The sequence below is a fragment of the Streptococcus mitis genome, assembly GCF_023110375.1.
In the GTDB taxonomy this organism is placed as follows: Bacteria; Bacillota; Bacilli; order Lactobacillales; family Streptococcaceae; genus Streptococcus; species Streptococcus mitis_CI.
In genome coordinates, this window is record NZ_JALDVV010000001.1 from 139,196 (window position 1) to 160,770 (window position 21,575).

At 39.3% G+C, this 21,575-nt stretch carries 15 protein-coding genes, 1 tRNA gene and 1 riboswitch; of the genes, 11 read left to right on the forward strand and 5 right to left on the reverse strand.

All coding sequences use genetic code 11. The features are described from left to right. The first annotated feature begins 15 nt into the window (after positions 1–15). The 6 genes from M1G12_RS00705 to M1G12_RS00730 all read left to right on the forward strand — a co-directional run bounded on the left by M1G12_RS00705 (position 16) and on the right by M1G12_RS00730 (position 13,084). Positions 16–1,407 carry an APC family permease gene (locus M1G12_RS00705; protein ID WP_247949215.1) on the forward strand — a complete coding sequence of 464 codons (1,392 nt, stop codon included), beginning with the start codon at positions 16–18 and terminating at the stop codon, positions 1,405–1,407. A 295-nt stretch (positions 1,408–1,702) separates the two neighbouring features. Continuing rightward, positions 1,703–2,620: a metal ABC transporter substrate-binding protein gene (adcAII, locus tag M1G12_RS00710; RefSeq protein ID WP_247941952.1), complete on the forward strand. Its 918-nt coding sequence runs from the start codon at positions 1,703–1,705 to the stop codon at positions 2,618–2,620. 7 nt (positions 2,621–2,627) lie between these two features. Next, on the forward strand, positions 2,628–5,648 hold the full coding sequence (locus M1G12_RS00715) for a pneumococcal-type histidine triad protein (protein WP_247949216.1): 3,021 nt from the start codon (positions 2,628–2,630) through the stop codon (positions 5,646–5,648). 157 nt (positions 5,649–5,805) lie between these two features. After that, positions 5,806–8,388, forward strand: coding sequence for a pneumococcal-type histidine triad protein (locus M1G12_RS00720; RefSeq protein WP_247949217.1), 2,583 nt, complete (start codon positions 5,806–5,808; stop codon positions 8,386–8,388). Positions 8,389–8,568: 180 nt separating this feature from the next. Then, positions 8,569–9,459 (forward strand): zinc-binding lipoprotein AdcAII, encoded by an 891-nt coding sequence (gene adcAII, locus M1G12_RS00725; protein WP_282186105.1) that lies wholly within the window; start codon positions 8,569–8,571, stop codon positions 9,457–9,459. 7 nt (positions 9,460–9,466) lie between these two features. Beyond that, on the forward strand, positions 9,467–13,084 hold the full coding sequence (locus M1G12_RS00730) for a pneumococcal-type histidine triad protein (protein ID WP_247949219.1): 3,618 nt from the start codon (positions 9,467–9,469) through the stop codon (positions 13,082–13,084). A gap of 35 nt (positions 13,085–13,119) precedes the next feature. On the opposite strand, the gene pepT is transcribed toward M1G12_RS00730, so the two are convergent. After that, positions 13,120–14,343 carry a peptidase T gene (gene pepT / locus M1G12_RS00735; protein WP_247949220.1) on the reverse strand — a complete coding sequence of 408 codons (1,224 nt, stop codon included), beginning with the start codon at positions 14,341–14,343 and terminating at the stop codon, positions 13,120–13,122. Positions 14,344–14,496: 153 nt separating this feature from the next. Here pepT and hemH point away from each other — a divergent pair, with 153 nt between their 5' ends. After that, the gene (hemH, locus tag M1G12_RS00740) at positions 14,497–15,591 is read left to right on the forward strand and encodes a ferrochelatase (protein ID WP_247949221.1); all 1,095 of its coding nucleotides are present in this window, start codon (positions 14,497–14,499) and stop codon (positions 15,589–15,591) included. A gap of 40 nt (positions 15,592–15,631) precedes the next feature. Here the strand turns inward: hemH and mscL are convergent, their stop codons facing one another. Continuing rightward, positions 15,632–16,012 (reverse strand): large conductance mechanosensitive channel protein MscL, encoded by a 381-nt coding sequence (mscL, locus tag M1G12_RS00745; RefSeq protein WP_020902842.1) that lies wholly within the window; start codon positions 16,010–16,012, stop codon positions 15,632–15,634. Positions 16,013–16,096: 84 nt separating this feature from the next. Beyond that, positions 16,097–16,528: a GtrA family protein gene (locus M1G12_RS00750; protein WP_004254310.1), complete on the reverse strand. Its 432-nt coding sequence runs from the start codon at positions 16,526–16,528 to the stop codon at positions 16,097–16,099. A gap of 28 nt (positions 16,529–16,556) precedes the next feature. Then, positions 16,557–16,653: riboswitch (PreQ1 riboswitch) on the forward strand. On the opposite strand from M1G12_RS00750, the gene M1G12_RS00755 reads away from it, so the two are divergent. From M1G12_RS00755 to dapA, 4 genes are all read left to right on the forward strand, one after another. Next, the gene (locus tag M1G12_RS00755; protein WP_000737072.1) at positions 16,651–17,160 is read left to right on the forward strand and encodes a QueT transporter family protein; all 510 of its coding nucleotides are present in this window, start codon (positions 16,651–16,653) and stop codon (positions 17,158–17,160) included. (Overlaps the previous riboswitch by 3 nt.) A gap of 99 nt (positions 17,161–17,259) precedes the next feature. Then, positions 17,260–17,332 (forward strand) — tRNA-Thr (locus M1G12_RS00760). Between the two features lie 387 nt (positions 17,333–17,719). Beyond that, positions 17,720–18,796 carry an aspartate-semialdehyde dehydrogenase gene (locus M1G12_RS00765; protein ID WP_247949222.1) on the forward strand — a complete coding sequence of 359 codons (1,077 nt, stop codon included), beginning with the start codon at positions 17,720–17,722 and terminating at the stop codon, positions 18,794–18,796. Positions 18,797–18,851: 55 nt separating this feature from the next. Beyond that, positions 18,852–19,787, forward strand: a complete 936-nt coding sequence (gene dapA / locus M1G12_RS00770) for a 4-hydroxy-tetrahydrodipicolinate synthase (RefSeq protein ID WP_247949223.1) — start codon at positions 18,852–18,854, stop codon at positions 19,785–19,787. A 45-nt stretch (positions 19,788–19,832) separates the two neighbouring features. Here dapA and mnmE read toward each other — a convergent pair whose 3' ends face one another. Next, positions 19,833–21,206, reverse strand: a complete 1,374-nt coding sequence (mnmE, locus tag M1G12_RS00775; RefSeq protein ID WP_078228397.1) for a tRNA uridine-5-carboxymethylaminomethyl(34) synthesis GTPase MnmE — start codon at positions 21,204–21,206, stop codon at positions 19,833–19,835. Positions 21,207–21,343: 137 nt separating this feature from the next. Beyond that, positions 21,344–21,526 (reverse strand): 4-oxalocrotonate tautomerase, encoded by a 183-nt coding sequence (locus M1G12_RS00780; RefSeq protein WP_001117401.1) that lies wholly within the window; start codon positions 21,524–21,526, stop codon positions 21,344–21,346. Positions 21,527–21,575: the final 49 nt, after the last annotated feature.

Here is a 21,575-nt window from a genome sequence, read left to right on the forward strand (position 1 = left end):
ATTTTGGAGTCAAAGATGAATATATTTAGAACAAAGAATGTTAGTTTGGATAAAACAGAGATGCACAGGCATTTGAAGTTATGGGATTTGATTTTGTTGGGTATCGGAGCCATGGTAGGGACGGGCGTCTTTACAATTACAGGTACTGCAGCTGCAACGCTTGCTGGTCCAGCCCTAGTGATTTCAATTGTCATTTCTGCCTTGTGTGTGGGATTATCAGCCCTCTTTTTTGCAGAATTTGCTTCTCGAGTACCCGCTACAGGTGGTGCTTACAGCTATCTCTATGCTATCTTAGGAGAATTCCCTGCCTGGTTGGCTGGCTGGTTAACCATGATGGAGTTCATGACAGCCATATCTGGTGTGGCTTCGGGATGGGCAGCTTATTTTAAAGGGTTACTGTCTCAATACGGAATAGCCCTTCCTCAGGCTTTAAATGGTACCTTTAATCCTCAAGCAGGGACATTTGTTGATTTATTGCCTATTCTTGTTTTGGTCTTGGTGACCTCGCTTGTTCTACTCAATGCTAAAGCAGCATTACGCTTTAATTCAATTTTAGTTATTTTGAAATTTTCCGCTTTAGCTCTCTTTGTTTTAGTAGGAATTTGGCATATCAAGCTTGATAATTGGAGCAATTTCGCTCCTTATGGTTTTGGTCAAATTTATGGTGCTACTACTGGTATTATGGCTGGTGCGTCCTTAATGTTCTTTGGATTTTTAGGCTTCGAATCCATCTCTATGGCTGTAGATGAAGTCAAGACTCCTCAAAAAAATATTCCGAGAGGGATTGTCTTATCACTTTCAATCGTAACCATTCTTTATGCCTTGGTGACTCTTGTCTTGACTGGTGTGGTTCACTATAGTCATCTAAATGTCGACGATGCCGTTGCTTTTGCTCTTCGCAGTGTTGGGATTAGTTGGGCAGCCAACTATGTGTCATTAGTGGCTATCTTGACCTTGATTACAGTTTGTATTTCGATGACCTATGCCCTATCACGTATGATTTACAGTTTAGCGCGTGACGGCTTGATACCTGCTGCCTTTAAAGAACTGACCAAAACAAGCAAGGTACCAAAAAATGCTACTATCTTGACAGGTCTAGCTTCAGCAGTAGCAGCAGGAATGTTCCCTCTTGCTAGTATCGCAGCCTTCTTAAATATTTGTACCTTGGCTTACTTGATCATGCTGGCTTATGGTCTGATTCGCTTACGGAAAGAAAAAGGAATGCCCAAAGCGGGCGAGTTTAAAACACCATTGGTACCTCTGTTACCAATTTTATCAATCATCATTTGTTTATCCTTTATGTTACAGTATAATATGGAAACTTGGGTTGCTTTCCTAGTTGCTTTGTTGATAGGAAGTATTATTTACTTTACTTATGGTTATAAGCATTCTACCATAGAAGAATAATACTCTTCGAAAATCTCTTCAAACCACGTCAGCTTCGCCTTGCCGTATATATGTGACTGACTTCGTCAGTTCTATCTACAACCTCAAAGCGGTGCTTTGAGCAACCTGCGGCTAGCTTCCTAATTTGCTCTTTGATTTTCATTGAGTATATAAAGTGAGAATCTGTTGAGTTGTTGAAACTCAGCAGATTTTTATATGTGAAAGAAATTTCAAATTTTTTCTAAAAATAGCTTGACAGATTAAATTTTTAGGAGTAGAATATTTACCAGTTAATTAAATAGTTAAGGAGTTATCTATGAAGAAAAAAAGTTTATTTTTAGTATTGTTAAGTGTCTTTCTTTTGTGTTTAGGGGCTTGTGGTCAAAAGGAAAGCCAGTCAGGTAAAGGGATGAAAATTGTAACTAGTTTTTATCCTATCTATGCTATGGTCAAGGAAGTATCTGGTGACTTGAATGATGTTCGAATGATTCAGTCAAGTAGTGGGATTCACTCCTTTGAACCTTCAGCAAATGATATTGCAGCGATCTATGATGCAGATGTATTTGTCTACCATTCGCATACACTTGAATCTTGGGCAGGAAGTCTGGATCCCAATCTAAAAAAATCCAAAGTTAAGGTTTTAGAGGCTTCAGAAGGAATGACATTGGATCGTGTCCCTGGTCTAGAAGATGTGGAAGCAGGTGATGGAGTTGATGAAAAAACGCTTTATGACCCTCACACTTGGCTAGATCCTGAAAAAGCTGGAGAAGAAGCTCAGATTATCGCTGATAAACTTTCAGAGGTTGATAGTGAGCATAAAGAAACTTATCAGAAAAATGCGCAAGCCTTTATCAAAAAAGCTCAAGAATTGACTAAGAAATTCCAACCTAAATTTGAAAAAGCGAGTCAGAAAACATTTGTAACCCAACATACAGCCTTTTCTTATCTAGCTAAGCGATTTGGACTCAATCAACTTGGAATCGCAGGTATCTCTCCAGAACAAGAACCAAGTCCAAGACAACTAACAGAAATTCAGGAATTTGTAAAAACCTATAAGGTTAAAACGATTTTTACAGAAAGTAATGCTTCTTCGAAAGTAGCTGAAACCCTTGTCAAATCAACAGGTGTTGGTCTTAAAACTCTGAATCCTTTAGAGGCAGACCCACAAAATGACAAGACTTATTTAGAAAATCTTGAAGAAAATATGAGTGTTCTAGCAGAAGAATTGAAGTGAGGAAAGAATGAAAATCAATAAAAAATATGTAGCGGGTTCAGTGGCAGTTCTTGCCCTAAGTGTTTGTTCCTATGAACTAGGTCGTTACCAAGCTGGTCAAGTTAAGAAAGATTCGAATCGAGTTGCTTATATAGATGGTGATCAGGCTGGTCAAAAGGCAGAGAACTTGACACCAGATGAAGTCAGTAAGAGAGAGGGAATCAACGCAGAACAAATCGTTATTAAGATTACGGATCAAGGTTATGTGACCTCTCATGGAGACCATTATCATTACTATAATGGCAAGGTTCCTTATGACGCTATCATCAGTGAAGAACTGCTGATGAAAGATCCGAATTATCAGTTGAAGGATTCAGACATTGTCAATGAAATCAAGGGTGGCTATGTGATTAAGGTAGACGGTAAATACTATGTTTACCTTAAGGATGCGGCTCATGCGGACAATATTCGTACAAAAGAAGAGATTAAACGTCAGAAACAGGAACATAGCAGTAATCACGGGGGTGGCTCTAACGATCAGGCGGTAGTTGCTGCCAGAGCCCAAGGACGTTATACAACGGATGATGGTTATATCTTTAACGCATCTGATATCATCGAAGATACGGGTGATGCTTATATTGTTCCTCATGGCAATCACTTCCACTATATTCCGAAGAGTGATTTGTCTGCCAGTGAATTAGCTGCTGCCCAAGCCTTCTTATCTGGAAAAGGCGGTCAATTAAGTACGATTGAATATCGTTCTAGCAGGGGAGAAACAAGATCTAGTGTGAGAACGAGTCAATCTGAGACACCTCAAAATCCTGCAACAGATTCTGAGAGTCAAAATGAGGATTTAGCTAGTCTTCTTCAAGAATTGTACGCTTTGCCACTTAGCCAACGTCATGTGGAGTCTGATGGATTAGTATTTGACCCAGCACAGATTACAAAACGTACAGCAAATGGGGTCGCAGTCCCTCACGGAGATCATTTCCATTTCATCCCTTATTCGCAAATGTCTGCTTTGGAAGAAAAATTGGCTCGAAATCTGCCAATTGGAGGTCAGCCAGTTCAAAGTCATGCTGACAATTCGAAACCAAGTAGCCCTGAGAAAACAAGTTCAACACCAAGTTCAACCATTAAACCAAACTTTAATCTCAATACGCAGGCACCGAATCGAGGAACTGGAGGTGCCTATACAACGGATGATGGATATGTCTTTAGTCCGACAGATGTGATTGAAGATACAGGTGACGCTTTTGTTGTACCCCACGGCAATCATTTCCACTATATTCCGAAGAGTGATTTGTCTGCAGGAGAATTGGCTGCAGCCCAAGCCTATTGGAATGGGAAGCAGGGCTCACACTCTTCTACAAACTCAAGTAAACCAAGTAGTGATAATGCTAAACCAGCCCAACCAAGTTTGACAGAGACTCCAAACCTGACTGTCACCCCAACATATCATCAAAATCAAGGGGAAGACATTCCAACACTTCTAAGTGAATTGTATGCCAAACCTTTGTCAGAACGTCATGTTGAATCAGATGGCTTAGTCTTTGATCCGGCACAAATCATCAAACGTACAGCTAATGGTGTTGCAGTGCCTCACGGAGACCATTATCACTTTATCCCTTATTCACAAATGTCACCTTTGGAAGAAAAATTGGCTCGTATGGTAGCTGTCAAGGGACAAAATGGCAGTGTTTTGCCAAGCGTTACTCCACTGAAGCCAGCGCTTACTACCAAACCTCAAGCGCCAGCGGAAAATAAACCGACTGAATTTGATGTCAACCAGGTTGTTAGAAAAGTTGGCGACGGATATATTATAGAGGATAAGGGCGTTAGTCGTTATGTTTTTGCGAAAGATTTACCATCTGAAACTGTTAAAAATCTGGAAAGCAAGTTATCAAAACAAGAGAGTGTGTCACACGCTTTAACTGCTAAAAAAGAAAAAGTTGCTCCTCGTGATCAAGAATTTTATGATAAAGCATATAATTTATTGGCCGAGGCTCATAAAGCCTTGTCTGAAAATAAGGGTCGTACTTCTGATTTCCAAGCTTTAGACAAATTAGCAGAACGTTTGAATGATGAATCGACTAATAAAGGAAAATTGGTAGATGATTTATTAGCATTCCTAGCACCAATTACCCATCCTGAGCGACTTGGCAAACCAAATTCTCAAATTGAATATACCGAAAACGAAGTTCGTATTGCTCAATTAGCTGATAAGTATACAACGTCAGATGGTTACATTTTTGACGAACATGATATTATCAGTGATGAAGGAGATGCCTATGTAACACCTCATATGGGCCATAGTCACTGGATTGGAAAAGACAGCCTTTCTGATAAGGAAAAAGCTGCGGCTCAATCTTATACTAAAGAAAAAGGAATTTTACCTCCGTCAGCAGACGCAGATACCCAAGCAAATCCAACCGGAGATAGTGCAGCGGCCATTTACAATCGTGTGAAAGGGGAAAAACGAATTCCACTCGTTCGACTTCCATACATGGTCGAGCATACAGTTGAAGTTAAAAATGGTAATTTGATTATTCCTCACAAGGATCATTACCATAACATTAAATTTGCTTGGTTTGATGATCACTCATACAAAGCTCCAAATGGCTATACCTTGGAAGACTTATTTGCGACGATTAAGTACTATGTTGAACATCCTGATGAACGTCCACATTCTAATGACGGATGGGGAAATGCCAGCGAGCATGTCTTAGGTAAGAAAGACCACAGTGAAGATCCCAAAAAGAACTTCAAAGTGGATGAAGAACCAGTAGAGGAAACACCTGCTGAGCCAGAAGTTCCTCAAGTAGAGACTGAAAAAGTAGAAGCCAAGCTCAAAGAAGCAGAAGCTTTACTTGCTAAAGTAACGGATGCTAGTCTGAAAGGCAATGCGACAGAAACCTTAGCTGGTTTACGAAATAATTTGAGCCTGCAAACCATGGATAATAATGGTATCATGGCAGAAGCAGAAAAATTACTTGCGTTGTTGAAAGGTAGTAATCCTTCACCTGTAAATAAGGAAAAAACAAACTAATGAAAGATGGGAGTCTCGATAAAGAGACTTTCATTTTTATTATGTATATACGAAAAATTCTTGACAAGCAGTACTAAAAAGAGTAAACTATTAACTAGTTAATTAACTGGTTTATTGTTTTATAGTGAATCAAATAGAGTTAAGAAAAGAGGAAAGAATGAAAATCAATAAAAAATATCTAGCTGGATCAGCAGCTGCACTTGTTTTAAGTGTCTGTGCTTATGAACTAGGTTTGCATCAAGCTCAAACTGTAAAAGAAAATAACCGTGTTTCATACATCGATGGCAACCAACCAAGCCAAAAGGCAGAGAATTTGACACCTGATGAAGTCAGTAAAAAAGAAGGTATTAATGCCGAGCAAATCGTTATCAAGATTACGGATCAAGGTTATGTGACTTCTCATGGAGACCATTATCATTACTATAATGGCAAGGTTCCTTATGATGCTATCATTAGTGAAGAACTGCTAATGAAAGATCCAAATTATCAGTTGAAGGATTCAGATATTGTTAATGAAATCAAGGGTGGCTATGTGATTAAGGTAGATGGTAAGTATTATGTCTATCTAAAGGATGCAGCACATGCTGATAATGTTCGCTCAAAAGAAGAAATTACTCGTCAGAAGCAGGAACACGGTAGTAATCACGGAGGTGGATCTAACGATAATGCGGTAGTCGCTGCTAGAGCTCAAGGCCGCTATACAACGGATGATGGTTATATCTTTAATGCGTCTGATATCATTGAGGACACGGGTGATGCCTATATCGTTCCTCATGGCAACCATTTCCACTATATTCCTAAGAGTGACTTGTCTGCCAGTGAATTAGCTGCAGCTCGAGCCTTCCTAGCTGGAAAAACTAATCAACCAAGCTCAGTTGGGTATCGTCCTTCAACAAATTCTTCTAGCAGTAGCTCATCAGAGACATCGAATAGTAGTTCATATGGACAAACTAATCAAAGAAATGTTGAGGCGAATACCAGAAGATGGACTCCAAGTGTTAGTCCACAAGTGGATAATAGCTATCAAGCTAGTCCGAGTGAAGACGTATCCAGTCTCTTGAAACAACTTTATGCCTTGCCGCTTAGCCAACGACATGTGGAATCAGATGGGCTTGTCTTTGATCCAGCGCAGATTACAAGAAAAACTGCGAATGGTGTTGCAGTGCCACATGGAGATCATTATCACTTTATCCCTTATTCTCAAATGTCTGACTTAGAGCAGAAGATTGCAAGAATGATTTCTGAAAATTATCAAGGAAATCATACTACTGCAGGTGGTAAAGAATTAAAACCAATTCCGAATCCAAGCTTTCCAAATCCAACTCCGACTCCAATTCCTGCTCCAGAGCTTACACCAATACCAAGTCCACAACCTGTACCAACTCCTCAACCAACTCCAAGCAATCCAATTGATGGAAAATTAGTAAAACAGGTGATTCGAAAGGTGGTTGATGGTTATGTCTTCGAAGAGAATGGAATTTCGCGTTATATTTCTGCCAAAGAACTTTCAGCAGAAACTGTTGCAGCCATTGATGATAAACTTGCCAAACAAGAAAGTTTGTCTCATGAGTTAGGAGCTAAGAAAACCAATCTTGCATCTGGTGATCAAAAATTTTACAACAAAGTTTATGATTTACTAGCAACAGTTCATCAAGATTTGATTTCCAATAAAGGACGCCAAGCTGATTTTGACGCTTTGGATAGACTATTGGAACGTCTCAACGATGAGTCAAGTGATAAAGTCAAGTTAGTTGATGATATCCTTGCTTTTCTAGCGCCGATTCGTCATCCAGAACGTTTAGGAAAACCAAATGCACAAATAGCTTACACAGATGATGAGATTCAAATAGCCAAGTTGGCAGGCAAGTATACAACAAAAGATGGCTATATCTTTGATCCCCGTGATATCACCAGTGATGAGGGGGATGCCTATGTAACTCCGCATATGAGCCACAGTCATTGGATTAAGAAAGAAAGTTTGTCTGAAGCTGAAAGAGCAGCAGGTCAAGCTTATGCTAAAGAGAAAGGTTTGACGCCTCCTTCAACAAATCATCAAAGTCCAGGAAATACTGAGGCTAAGGGAGCAGAAGCGATTTACAATCGAGTAAAAGCAGCTAAGAAGGTACCACTTGACCGTATGCCTTACAATCTCCAACATACTGTGGAAGTTAAAAATGGAAGTTTGATTATACCTCATTATGACCATTATCATAACATCAAATTTGAGTGGTTTGACGAAGGACTTTATGAGGCACCTAAGGGGTATACTTTAGAAGAGCTATTTGAAACTGTGAAGTATTATGTTGAACATCCAAACGAACGTCCGCATTCAGATAGTGGTTGGGGCAATGCGAGCGACCATGTTCAAAGAAACCACAATAGTCAAGCTGCTAACAATCAAACAGAGAAACCAACAGAGGAGAAACCTCAGACAGAAAAAATTGAGGAGGAAAAACCGAAAAATGAGAAAGCAGAATCTCCAAAACCAAAAGAACCAGTGGAATCAGAAGAAGAATCACCATCGGAACCAGAGGAACCTCAGGTTGAAACTGAAAAGGTTGAAGAAAAACTGAGAGAGGCGGAAGAGTTACTTAAAAAGATTAAGGATCCAATTCTTAAGTCCAATGCCAACGAAACTCTCACAGGATTAAAAAATAACCTGTTATTTGGTTCTCAGGACAACAATACTATTATGGTAGAAGCTGAAAAGCTATTAGTCTTGTTAAAGGAGAGTAAGTAACTATACAACTATTATAGAAGATAAAAAGGGAGCAGAATATGGATTCTGTTCTCTTTTTTATGAAATTGTGTAAAAATTCTTGACATATTTTCTAAATAAAGATAAACTATTTACTAGTTAATTAAATGGTTAAACACTAGTTAAGGAGTTATAGTGAAAAAGAGGACGATTTTAGTATTGATGACCAGTGTATTGGTTCAGGTATTAGCTGCTTGTGGCCACAAGGAAAGCCAGTCAAGTAAAGGTATGAAAATTGTGACCAGTTTTTATCCTATCTATGCTATGGTCAAGGAAGTATCTGGTGACTTGAATGATGTTCGAATGATTCAGTCAAGTAGTGGGATTCACTCCTTTGAACCTTCAGCAAATGATATTGCAGCGATCTATGATGCAGATGTATTTGTCTACCATTCGCATACACTTGAATCTTGGGCAGGAAGTCTGGATCCCAATCTAAAAAAATCCAAAGTTAAGGTTTTAGAGGCTTCAGAAGGAATGACATTGGATCGTGTCCCTGGTCTAGAAGATGTGGAAGCAGGTGATGGAGTTGATGAAAAAACGCTTTATGACCCTCACACTTGGCTAGATCCTGAAAAAGCTGGAGAAGAAGCTCAGATTATCGCTGATAAACTGTCAGAGGTTGATAGTGAACATAAAGAAACTTATCAAAAAAATGCGCAAGCCTTTATCAAAAAAGCTCAAGAATTAACTCAGAAATTCCAGCCTAAATTTGAAAAAGCGAGTCAGAAGACATTTGTAACACAACATACAGCCTTTTCTTATCTAGCGAAGCGATTTGGACTCAATCAACTTGGAATCGCAGGTATCTCTCCAGAACAAGAACCAAGTCCAAGACAACTAACAGAAATTCAGGAATTTGTAAAAACCTATAAGGTTAAAACGATTTTTACAGAAAGTAATGCTTCTTCGAAAGTAGCTGAAACTCTTGTCAAATCAACAGGTGTTGGTCTTAAAACTCTGAATCCTTTAGAGGCAGACCCACAAAATGACAAGACTTATCTAGAAAATCTTGAAGAAAATATGAGTGTTCTAGCAGAAGAATTGAAATGAGGAGATTATGAAAATAAATAAGAAGAAACTTGCTGCTGGTGCAGCTGTCGTCCTTTCTTTAAGTCTTTGTATTTATGCATTGAATCAACATCAGACAGGAGAGAATAAAGATACGAATCGTGTATCTTATGTCGATGGGAAAAAAGACACTCAAAAAACAGAGACACAAACACCAGAGCGAGTTAGCAAAAAAGAAGATATTCAGGCTGAACAGATTGTTGTGAAAATCACTGATCAAGGTTATGTGACTTCACACGGTGATCATTTCCATTATTATAATGGGAAAGTTCTTTTTGATGCGATTTTCAGCGAGGAACTTCTGATGAAAGATGCCAATTATCAATTGAAAGACGCTGATATTGTCAACGAAGTCAAAGGTGGTTATATTATCAAGGTGGATGGTAAATATTATGTTTACCTTAAGGATGTGGCACATGCGGATAACGTTCGTTCGAAGGACGAAATTGAACGCCAAAAACAAGGTCATACTCACGATGCCCCAACACCTAATAGTGCAGTGGCGCTTGCTCAATCTCAAGGTCGCTATACTACTGATGATGGCTACATCTTTAATGCATCTGATATTATAGAGGATACTGGTGATGCTTATATCATCCCTCACGGTGGACATTACCACTACATTCCAAAGAGTTCCTTGTCTGCTAGTGAATTGGCTGTAGCTCAAGCCTATCTCTCTGGAACTAGAAAACAACCGAGTGTGACTGACTATCGTCCAAGTACAAATGGGACTGGTCAAACTACCAAGCCTATTCAACAGGCTGAAATACCAAGTAATAAATCCGAGAGTCTTCAAAGTCTATTACAGCAGCTTTATGCTTTTCCAAGTACTCAACGATATGCTGAATCGGATGGTTTGACTTTTGACCCTGCTAAGATTTCAAGCAGAACACCGAGTGGTGTAGCGATTCCTCACGGAAATCACTATCATTTCATCCCCTATACAAAGCTTTCTGCATTAGAAGAAAAGATTGCGAGAATAATTCCTCTAGCTAGTGACAGTGTGAAACCAACACCATTGGAGAATCCAAGCAAACCAGCAGAAAAACCTACTCAGCAAAACCATCATCATGAGCAAGATGGTGACCATGGAAGTCAGGACCCTAAGCATGACGAACATGAACATGACGCTCATCATGATGAAGATACACACGGTCATCACCATGACGAACATGGCCATGATTTTGATGTCAATCGAATTATCAGTGAAGATGCGGCAGGTTTTGTCGTGACTCATGGTGACCACAATCATTACTTCTTTAAGAAGGATCTAACACCAGAACAAATCAAGGCCGCGCAGGATCATTTGAGAGGTAAGACGCCAGTAACACCAAGTTCAGCACATGATGATGGACACGATAAAGACAATCATGGACACAAACATGATGAAGACCATGCTCACGGTTTTGATGCTAATCGTGTCATCAGTGAGGATGAGCAAGGTTTTGTCATGAGTCACGGAGACCACAATCATTACTTCTTCAAGAAGGACTTGACAGCAGAGCAAATCAAGGCAGCTCAAGACCACTTGAAAGGTGCAAATACAGCAACACCAAATCCAGCTCATAATGACGATCACGATGAAGATCATCATGGACACCATCATGATGAAGACCATGATCATGGTTTTGATGCCGATCGTGTCATCAGTGAGGATGAACAAGGCTTTGTTATGTCACACGGTGATCATAATCATTACTTCTTCAAGAAAGATTTGACAGCAGAGCAAATTAAGGCAGCCCAAGACCATTTGAAAACACACCATGATGCAGAGCCTGTAAAACCTCTTGCTAAAACGGTAGAGTCTTTCTCAAAAGATGCTAGTGATGAAGAAAAGATTGCTTATATCTCTAAAACTTATGGTGTTCCACTTGAAGCGATTAGAATTTCAAACGGATTCTTTGTCTTTGGAAATCCAGACCAAGCCTACGATCCAACTCATATCCACCCATATGCTGTTCGTAAGGAACACGTTCGACTTCCACTCCAGACTGGAAATCCAGAACTTGATTTCCTAAATGAACTCTATACCACTGCTTTGCGAGATGGTGTGTCTCCTTATAGTTTACAGGTAGAAAATGGTAGTTTTGTGATTCCTCATGGCGATCACAATCACTACATCAAGGTTCAAACGAAGGGCTATGAAGTAGCTTTGAAAAATAAAATTCCAGCTCTTCAATCTAACTACCAACCTGGAGCTTTTGATGAGAAGGCAGTCTTGGAAAAAGTAGATCAACTTTTAGCTGATAGCAGAAGTATCTATAAAGACAAGCCTATCGAACAAAGACAGATTGAGTTAGCCTTAGGTCAGTTTACTGAAAACATGAAGAAACTGGCAACTAACTCTACAGCAGGTTATCTTGCAACACTGGATCTCTTTGATAAACAATATATCCATATTGATGAAAGTGTCAAACCTGTTGAAACAAGTGCTCTAGATAAGAAATACCAAGCCTTGATTGATAAAATCAATACATTGGATACAGACTCTTATGGACTTCCTAAGAAAGACCTTCTTGTTCGACTTCAAGAAGCTAAATTGGCAAAAGATGAGGCTGCTTTAGTAGCGGTTGAATCACAACTTCAAGCTCTTCAAGACTTTAATGATCGAACAGGTGTTACAACTGTAGAATACATCAAGTATTTCTACGAACACGTAAATGACGGTCGTTTAAATGATGAACTTCGAAACAAAGTGGCTCAGTTGACTTGGACCTTGTATCAATCTCAATCCTTCCTTAAGGCAGCAGAATTGAACAGATTATTCCCAAGCATCTATCAGGCAAAACAAGAAGTGGAAGAAGCGTTGAAAGCTCAGCCAACTACTGCTAAATCGACTCAGACAGTTCTAGATACTGAAAAAGTAGATAACCAAACTGCCAAGACAGCTATTTATGGCTTCTTGAAAGAATTGTACGGAGACTTTATGCCTGAAGAACATGTCAATCATGTTAGCAAGGAAGAAGTAGAAAGTCTTTTGAGCAAGGCAAATCAACTCTTGGAACAAATCCAAGAAGAAGGAATCAGACAATCCTTGGCAGAAGAAGTAGAAAATCTTAAAGCTGCCACAAACAAGGCTGATGCAGACTTGGATGAAGTAAACAGTCAGGTGAAAGATGTCTTGACTCGTATCGCTAGCGTCCTTCAACAAGAGAAGGAAAATGCTGAGCAAGATCCTCAGACACTTGTACTCTATCAAAAACTTTACGATATCCTCATGTCACTTCACGCTTACTTAGAAAACAATAAGGGTTCTGATGAAGACTTTGATAAAGTAGATGCATTACTAGATCAACTTTCTGCTAAGAGTAAAGATAAAGCTGCTTTGCTTGAATTGACAAAAGCTATTCTAGTTTTGAATCAAGAAATCAAGTCAAAATCAAGCGCAAGTGAAGAAGCGAATCCAGCAACAAATGCTGAAGCAAATACTGATAAGACCAGTCCCGAAACTGAAACATCAGCAGCTGCAGAATCTAACAGTGAAACTGCTAGCGACGAAAACAAATCAAGCAACACAACAGACTCTAAACCTTCTGAACCAGCTTCAGAAAAGGAAACAACAGAATCTACAACAAGTACTGGAAATCAAGAAAAACCAGCAGAATAAAAAGAAAGGCGAAGTAGCTGAGCTACCTCGTCTTTTTAGTCTTTATAAGCTACGATACCAATGATGGTATCAACTGCACGTTCCATAGTCTGAAGGCTGACGTATTCAAAACGTCCATGCATGTTCTCGCCACCAGCAAAGATATTAGGGGTTGGGATTCCCATAAAGGAAATCTTAGAGCCGTCTGTCCCTCCACGGATTGGTTCGATAATAGGAGTGATACCCAGATCTTCCATAACGCCTTTAGCAATGGTAATTGGAGTCATATCTTTTTCAATGACTTTTTTCATATTGTAGTACTGGTCTGACAAGTTTAGAGTGACACGTTCGATACCAAGTTCTTGATTCATCTTATCAGCGATGGACTGCATTGCTGCTTTACGCGCTTCAAAGGCATCTTTTTCAAAATCACGAATGATGTAGCTTGCACGCGCCTCTTCGACACTACCTGTCACATCCATTAGATGGTAGAAGCCTTGGTAACCTTCTGTTAACTCAGGTCGGTCATTCTCTGGAAGTTGATTGTGAAAATTAATTGCTAGCTGAAGGGCATTGACCATCTGACCTTTGGCGGTACCAGGGTGGACATTGCGTCCTTGGAAATGTAATTCAGCACCAGCTGCTGAGAAAGTCTCGTATTGAAGTTCACCTAGTGGGCCACCATCAACTGTGTAGGCAAAATCAACATCAAAATCTTCTGCATCAAATTTATTAGCACCAACACCGATTTCTTCATCTGGACCAAAACCAACACGAATCTCACAGTGTTTGATTTCAGGATGGGCAGTCAGATATTCAATAGCTGTCATAATTTCAGCAATGCCTGACTTGTCATCAGCTCCTAGCAAGGTTGTTCCATCTGTTGTGATGAGTGTTTGTCCTGGATATTTTTCAAGACTCTTAAAGTCAGCTGGATCGAGTTTGAAACCAGAATTTCCAAGTTCAATCACACCACTATCGTAGTTTTCAATTACCTGTGGATTGACTCCTTCGGCATTAAAGTCAGCAGTATCCATGTGAGATATAAAGCCAATCTTACGTGTTAAAGATAGATCATTGGCTGGTAAGGTCCCAATTGCAAAACCATTTGGTAGATAATAAACATTTTGTAATCCAACACGTTTCATTTCAGGAATAAGAACATTTGTAGCAAAATCTACCTGACTCTGCGTACTTGGAGTAGTAGTAGAGTATTCATCAGAGCGCGTATTGACCTTAACGTAGGTTAAGAAGCGGTCCAAGAGATTGGGATAAGTCATAAAAAACTCCTTTTGAATTCATTTTTTCCATTGTATCATAGAAAAGAGAGAAAAACAAAAGACTGAAGTTAGGGAAATTCGCTATGTTGGCGTTTACTTATAAACGAATTAATGATAAAATAAACTTGATAAAAATATCACAAGGAAGCGATTATGAAAAAAGCAATTTTAATGATGACTTTCGGTTCGCCAGAAGAGATTACCTTTGAAGGTGTGGCTGATTTTTTCACAAATATTCGTCGTGGAGTGAGACCTCAAGACCACGAGATTCAAACACTCTATGATAATTATGTGCGAATTGGAGGTACTCCTCTGCAAAAAATTACCCGTAAAGAGGTTGCCTTGGTAGAAGCTAGACTGAGGAATGAATACAGTGTTTATTTTGCTAATAAGTTTTCTAGACCCTTTATCCCAGATGTAATCGGTCAGATGGAAGCAGACGGAATCGAGCAGTGTATTTGCTTGATTTTGGAGCCTCATTATTCTTTTTACTCTGTCATGGGATACGAGAAATTTTTAGAAAGCAAACAAATTCAATTTTTAGTTATCAAGGACTGGTATCAAGAAGAAGCGCTCTTAAACTATTGGGCAGATGAAATTGCTAAGATTTTAAAAGAAGAAGTAAAGCAGGATAGCTTTAAAGTCATCTTTTCAGCCCACAGTGTGCCTATTTTTGCCTTGGATTTTGGTGACCCATATATCGATCAAATTTTTGAAAATAGCAAGCTAGTCGCTGAAAAGTTGGGCTTGGGTTCAGAACAATATACTAACACTTGGCAGAGTGAAAGTGATATCGGTATTCCATGGATTAAGCCAGATGTTTTAGAGTATCTCAGAGAACGGAAAGAACATCCAGACCATTATATTTTTATACCTATTAGTTTTATCAGTGAGCACATTGAGGTCTTGTTTGACAACGATGTGGAATGTTATGACTTGTGTCAGGAATTGGGTGTCAACTACCATCGTCCACCAATGCCAAATACGGATTCTCGCTTGATTGATGCCTTGGTCAATACAGTCAGAGCCAATGAAGATCAAGAGTTTAAGGAATTTCTCCCAGAAGAAGAAACCTTTGATGAGTTAGTTCCTTCAGATGAGATGAAAAACATTTTGGCCGAATCTCAAGATTTACAAATGCCTGAATTTGTGAAAAAACTGATTGAGAAAAAAGGTCGTGAGAATGTTAAGATGCCTTATCTTATCAAGAAAATGCTTGAGAAAGCAGGTAAATTACCAAAAGAGTAAAGAAAAAAGGATTTAGCTTTGCGCTAGATCCTTTAATAGATTATTTTTTCTCAAGAAGAGCTTTGATTTCTTGAAGTACTTCCAACTCAGTTGGAGCAGCTGGAGCTTCCTCAGCAGCTTCTTCTTTCTTAGTAAGGCTTTGAGCTTTTTCAATACCTTTAATAACGAAGAAGAGAACAGTACCGATAACTAGGAAGTTGATAACAGCACTCAAGAATTTACCATATGTAACACCATTCCAAGCAAGATCAGCGATGTTTTGTACTTTCGCAGCTTCCAAGGCTGGATTCAAAATAAGTGGAGTGATGATATCGTTAACAAGTGATGTAACGATTGCACCAAAAGCAGAGGCAATGATCACACCGACAGCAAGGTCAACAACATTACCACGAAGCAAAAATGCTTTAAGATCTTTTAACATTTTCATTTTCCCTTTCAAAAAATTTTTACTCTTAATTATATATTAATTAAGAAGCTCTTGCAAGGTATATGCTTAAATTTTTTCTTATTTTTTAAAAATAAATACCTTACTAAAAATGTAATTGAGGATAATTATTAAGAATTGTGAAATAACTGTTTCAATACTATTAACTTTGTCAATATTATCATTTACAAATTGTCCGATAATATTAGGAAATTGGCTTACAAAGAGAAAAGTTAAAAACAAGTCTAACAGAAAAGTAGAAAGACGTGCTATAGTAAATTTTACTAAACGGATTGACCAATTCTGTCTAGCTTGCTTAAACACGATTGTATCATTTGTGATAAAGGCAAAGAGGATACCGATAATATTTGCTAGTCCAGTAGCGAGAAGTTCTTTGTGTGTTAGTTGATAAATGACTAATCGTGAGAGAATCGAAACTAGGGTTGTTGCAAGGCCAAAAAAGAGATAGGCTAAGATTTCATTGCTAAGAAATTTTTGAATACAAATTTTCATGTTTTTAGTATAGCATAAAGCAGGCTATTGTGCTATACTAGTAAGGTTGATTGAATCAACCCTTGGTGCTTAGCTTCTTTCACCAAGCATATTACACGCGGGAAACCGCCAAAGGAGAAAACATGAAAAAATTAACTATTCGTGATGTTGCAGATATTGCAATCGTTGCTGCTATCTATGTCGTTTTAACTGTCACACCACCCCTAAATGCCATTAGCTATGGTGCTTATCAGTTCCGTATCTCAGAAATGATGAACTTTATGGCTTTTTACAATCCTAAGTACATCATAGGAGTTACCATCGGTTGTATGATTGCTAATTTCTTTAGCTTCGGACTGCTAGATGTCTTTGTTGGTGGTGGATCAACCTTAGTATTCCTCAGTCTAGGTGTTTGGCTCTTTGCAAAATACAGCAAAGATTACCTCTTTAACGGATTAATTCGAAAAGATCATTTTTTCTTTTCAATCCTCTTTTCGATTTCTATGTTTACTATCGCTGCCGAGTTGAATATCGTAGCACAATTACCATTTTTCCTTACTTGGTTCACAACAGGAATTGGTGAATTTGCCTCATTGATTATTGGTGCAATTATTATTGGTAAAATTGGTCGTCGAATTGATTTAAGCAAATAGAAGAAGACAAGCTAGGTAGCTCTTACCTGGCTTTTTCTTATGGAAAATTTCTAAGGAAACTTGACAAGTTTTTCTAACTATAGTATACTTTTTAGGTAAGCTGATTTAGCTCAGTTGGCAGAGCGCATCCATGGTAAGGATGAGGTCGCCGGTTCAATCCCGGCAATTAGCATTAAATAGACAGAAAAACCCTTGATTTACAAGGGTTTTTGTTATGTATGCATCAAATGTTTCAAAGATATTTCTATTCAGCTGTGTAAATGAAACTAAAGAGTTTCGTCTGTTGACAAAAGTGATTCTCTTTAGTAGAATAGAAGATGCGATGAGTCGATAGGTAGTCTTCGGACTACTATTGAGCATAAGGAGGTCATAACGCAGGAGCGGACCTTGATGAGTTGTGTGAACCTGCTCATCACATGATGATGCCTCTTAGTCCCTGGTCTAACGACTGGGGATTTTTATTTTTCAAAAAAAGATGAAAATGCTTTGCAATTCATGGAAAAAGTAGTATAATACATCTATTATAGAAATTTTTAGAAAATTCCGAAAGAGGTTATTTATGGGATATACAGTTGCTGTAGTCGGCGCGACAGGTGCTGTCGGAGCTCAGATGATAAAAATGTTGGAAGAATCAACACTTCCAATCGATAAAATCCGTTTACTTGCTTCTGCACGTTCAGCAGGCAAGACTTTGAAATTTAAAGACCAAGATATTACGATTGAAGAAACAACTGAAACAGCTTTTGAAGGAGTTGATATTGCTCTCTTTTCAGCAGGTGGTTCTACATCAGCTAAATATGCACCATACGCAGTTAAAGCTGGTGCGGTAGTAGTAGATAATACATCTTACTTCCGTCAAAATCCAGATGTTCCATTGGTTGTTCCAGAGGTTAATGCTCATGCACTTGACGCCCACAACGGTATCATTGCCTGCCCTAACTGTTCAACAATTCAAATGATGGTGGCTCTTGAGCCAGTTCGCCAAAAATGGGGCTTGGACCGTATCATTGTTTCAACTTACCAAGCAGTTTCAGGTGCTGGTATGGGAGCAATTCTTGAGACACAACGTGAACTTCGTGAGGTCTTGAATGATGGTGTAACCCCACGTGATTTACATGCCGAAATCTTGCCTTCAGGTGGGGACAAGAAACATTATCCTATCGCCTTCAATGCTCTTCCACAAATCGATGTCTTCACTGACAATGATTACACTTACGAAGAGATGAAGATGACTAAGGAAACTAAGAAAATCATGGAAGATGACAGCATTGCAGTATCTGCAACATGTGTGCGTATTCCAGTCTTGTCAGCTCACTCTGAGTCTGTTTACATCGAAACAAAAGAAGTTGCTCCAATCGAAGAAGTAAAAGCAGCTGTCGCAGCCTTCCCAGGTGCTGTCCTTGAAGATGATGTTGCTCATCAAATTTATCCTCAAGCCATTAATGCAGTGGGTTCGCGTGATACCTTTGTTGGTCGTATTCGTAAAGACTTGGATGCAGAAAAAGGAATCCACATGTGGGTTGTTTCTGATAACCTGCTCAAAGGTGCTGCTTGGAACTCAGTTCAGATTGCTGAAACTCTTCATGAACGTGACTTGGTTCGTCCAACTGCCGAATTGAAATTTGAATTAAAATAGTCATAACGTTTAGGAGTTCATATGAACTCCTTCTTTGAAATAGAGAGGTGTTTTCATGTCTTATCAAGATTTAAAAGAGTGTAAAATCATCACAGCCTTCATTACCCCTTTCCACGAGGATGGTTCTATCAACTTTGATGCTATTCCAGCCTTGATTGAACATTTATTGGCTCATCATACGGATGGAATTCTTCTCGCAGGGACCACTGCTGAGAGTCCGACATTGACTCACGATGAAGAGTTGGAGCTCTTTGCGGCTGTACAAAAAGTTGTCAATGGACGTGTTCCTTTGATTGCGGGTGTGGGTACCAATGATACGCGTGACTCTATTGAGTTTGTCAAAGAAGTCGCGGAATTTGGCGGTTTTGCTGCTGGGCTTGCTATTGTACCTTACTACAACAAACCTTCTCAAGAAGGAATGTATCAGCACTTTAAAGCTATTGCAGATGCTTCTGACCTACCAATTATTATCTATAACATTCCAGGGCGTGTAGTTGTTGAATTGACTCCAGAAACTATGCTTCGTTTGGCTAACCATCCAAATATTATTGGTGTCAAAGAATGTACTAGCTTGGCTAATATGGCTTACTTGATTGAACACAAGCCTGAAGAATTCTTGATTTATACAGGTGAGGATGGAGATGCTTTCCATGCCATGAACCTTGGTGCTGACGGGGTTATTTCTGTTGCATCCCATACAAATGGGGATGAAATGCACGAGATGTTTACTGCCATTGCAGAAAGTGATATGAAGACAGCAGCAGCTATTCAGCGCAAGTTCATTCCTAAGGTCAATGCCCTCTTCTCTTATCCAAGTCCTGCTCCTGTTAAGGCGGTTCTTAACTACATGGGATTTGAAGCTGGACCAACTCGTCTACCTCTAGTTCCAGCACAAGAAGAAGATGCCAAACGAATTGTCAAGGTTGTCGTAGATGGCGACTACGAAGCAACCAAGGCAACTGTAACAGGGGTCTTAAGACCAGATTACTAATAAAGACAATAAAATCCATGACCGCAACAACGATCATGGATTTTTCTATTTTCCTAAACAGAATTGACTAAAGAGTTGGGTAATAAGTTCATCAGGAGCAGCATCTCCAGTGATTTCTCCGAGGATTTCCCAAGTACGAGTCAAATCAACTTGAAGCAAATCAACAGGCATCCCCAGTTCAAGACCTTCATTAACAGCTTGTAGGCTTTCTACTGCCTTTTCAATTAGAGAAATGTGACGGGCATTTGACAAGTAAGTAGCATCTTGTTCAACCAAACCAGCGTTTTCAAAGAAGAGGTTGTTAATTCTCTCTTCAATCTTATCAATGTTTTGATTTTTAAGGACTGAAATACGGATGACATCTTCTGGAAGTTCTGAAGCTTCAATTGCTTCAGGAAGATCAGTTTTATTAAGAAGAATAATACGGTTTGTATCTTGGCTAATTTCAAGAAGTTGTCTGTCTTGAGCAGTCAGTGGTTCGCTAGCGTTTAGCACTAGTAGAACTAGGTCAGCTTCCTTGAGGGCTTTTTTTGAACGCTCAACTCCGATTTGTTCCACGATGTCATCCGTTTCACGAATACCAGCTGTGTCAATCAATTTTAGTGGAACACCGTTGATGTTGACGTATTCTTCGATGACATCTCGAGTTGTACCAGCAATATCGGTTACGATTGCCTTGTCTTCACGCAAGAGGTTGTTGAGAAGGCTTGATTTCCCAACGTTAGGGCGTCCGATGATAGCAGTTGAAATTCCTTCACGGAGGATTTTGCCACGACGGGCTGTCCTAAGGAGATTGGTTAGTAATTGTTCAAACTCCATTGTCTTCTCACGGACAACAGCAGTAGTCGCTTCTTCAACATCGTCATACTCAGGATAGTCAATATTCACCTCGACTTGGGCAAGTGTATTGAGGATTTCTTGACGGGTATTATTGATAAGATCAGAAAGGGAACCATCTAATTGTTTGACCGCAATGTTCATGGCCTTGTCTGTCTTGGCACGGATGATATCCATCACTGCCTCAGCTTGAGTCAAGTCCACACGACCGTTTAGAAAGGCACGTTTAGTAAATTCACCAGGTTCTGCCAATCGAGCTCCTTCACGGATAGCTAACTGGAGAATCTCATTGGTCACCGCAATCCCACCGTGGGTGTTAATCTCGATAATATCCTCACGAGTAAAGGTTTTTGGAGACTTCATGGCTCCAACCATGACTTCGTCCATGACTTTACTAGTCAGAGGATCAACAATGTGACCGTAGTTGAGAGTGTGGCTGGCAACCTTGTTCAAGTCTTTTCCTTTAAAAATCTTTTGCGCAATAGCAAAACTTTCTGTTCCGCTCAGGCGGACAATACCAATAGCCCCTTCACCTAGTGGAGTAGATATGGCAGCGATGGTATCAAATTCACGTGTAATCATAATGTTTCCTTTAATTAATAGCTCTTTTCTTGGAAATTTTCCCAAGTATCCTTTCAAATTGTAACAAATTTGAACTATTTCTTCAATGGATGTTACTTGGAGATTGAAAAAGCCTAAGCAATTCTGCTTAAGCTAGCTTATTTGGTGCGCATTTCCCCTTGTGGGAAGTAGGTTCCTTCTGGCATGTCATTGATGATGACATGGACAGCAGATTGAGGTGCTCCAGTGTTACGGACAACAGCTTCCGTTACTTCCTTAGCAAGAGCTTTCTTTTGCTCGAGCGTGCGTCCTTCAAATAAATCGATGCGTACAAATGGCATAATGGCTTCCTCCACTAGTTTTTGATTTCTTCTATTTTACCACATTTTG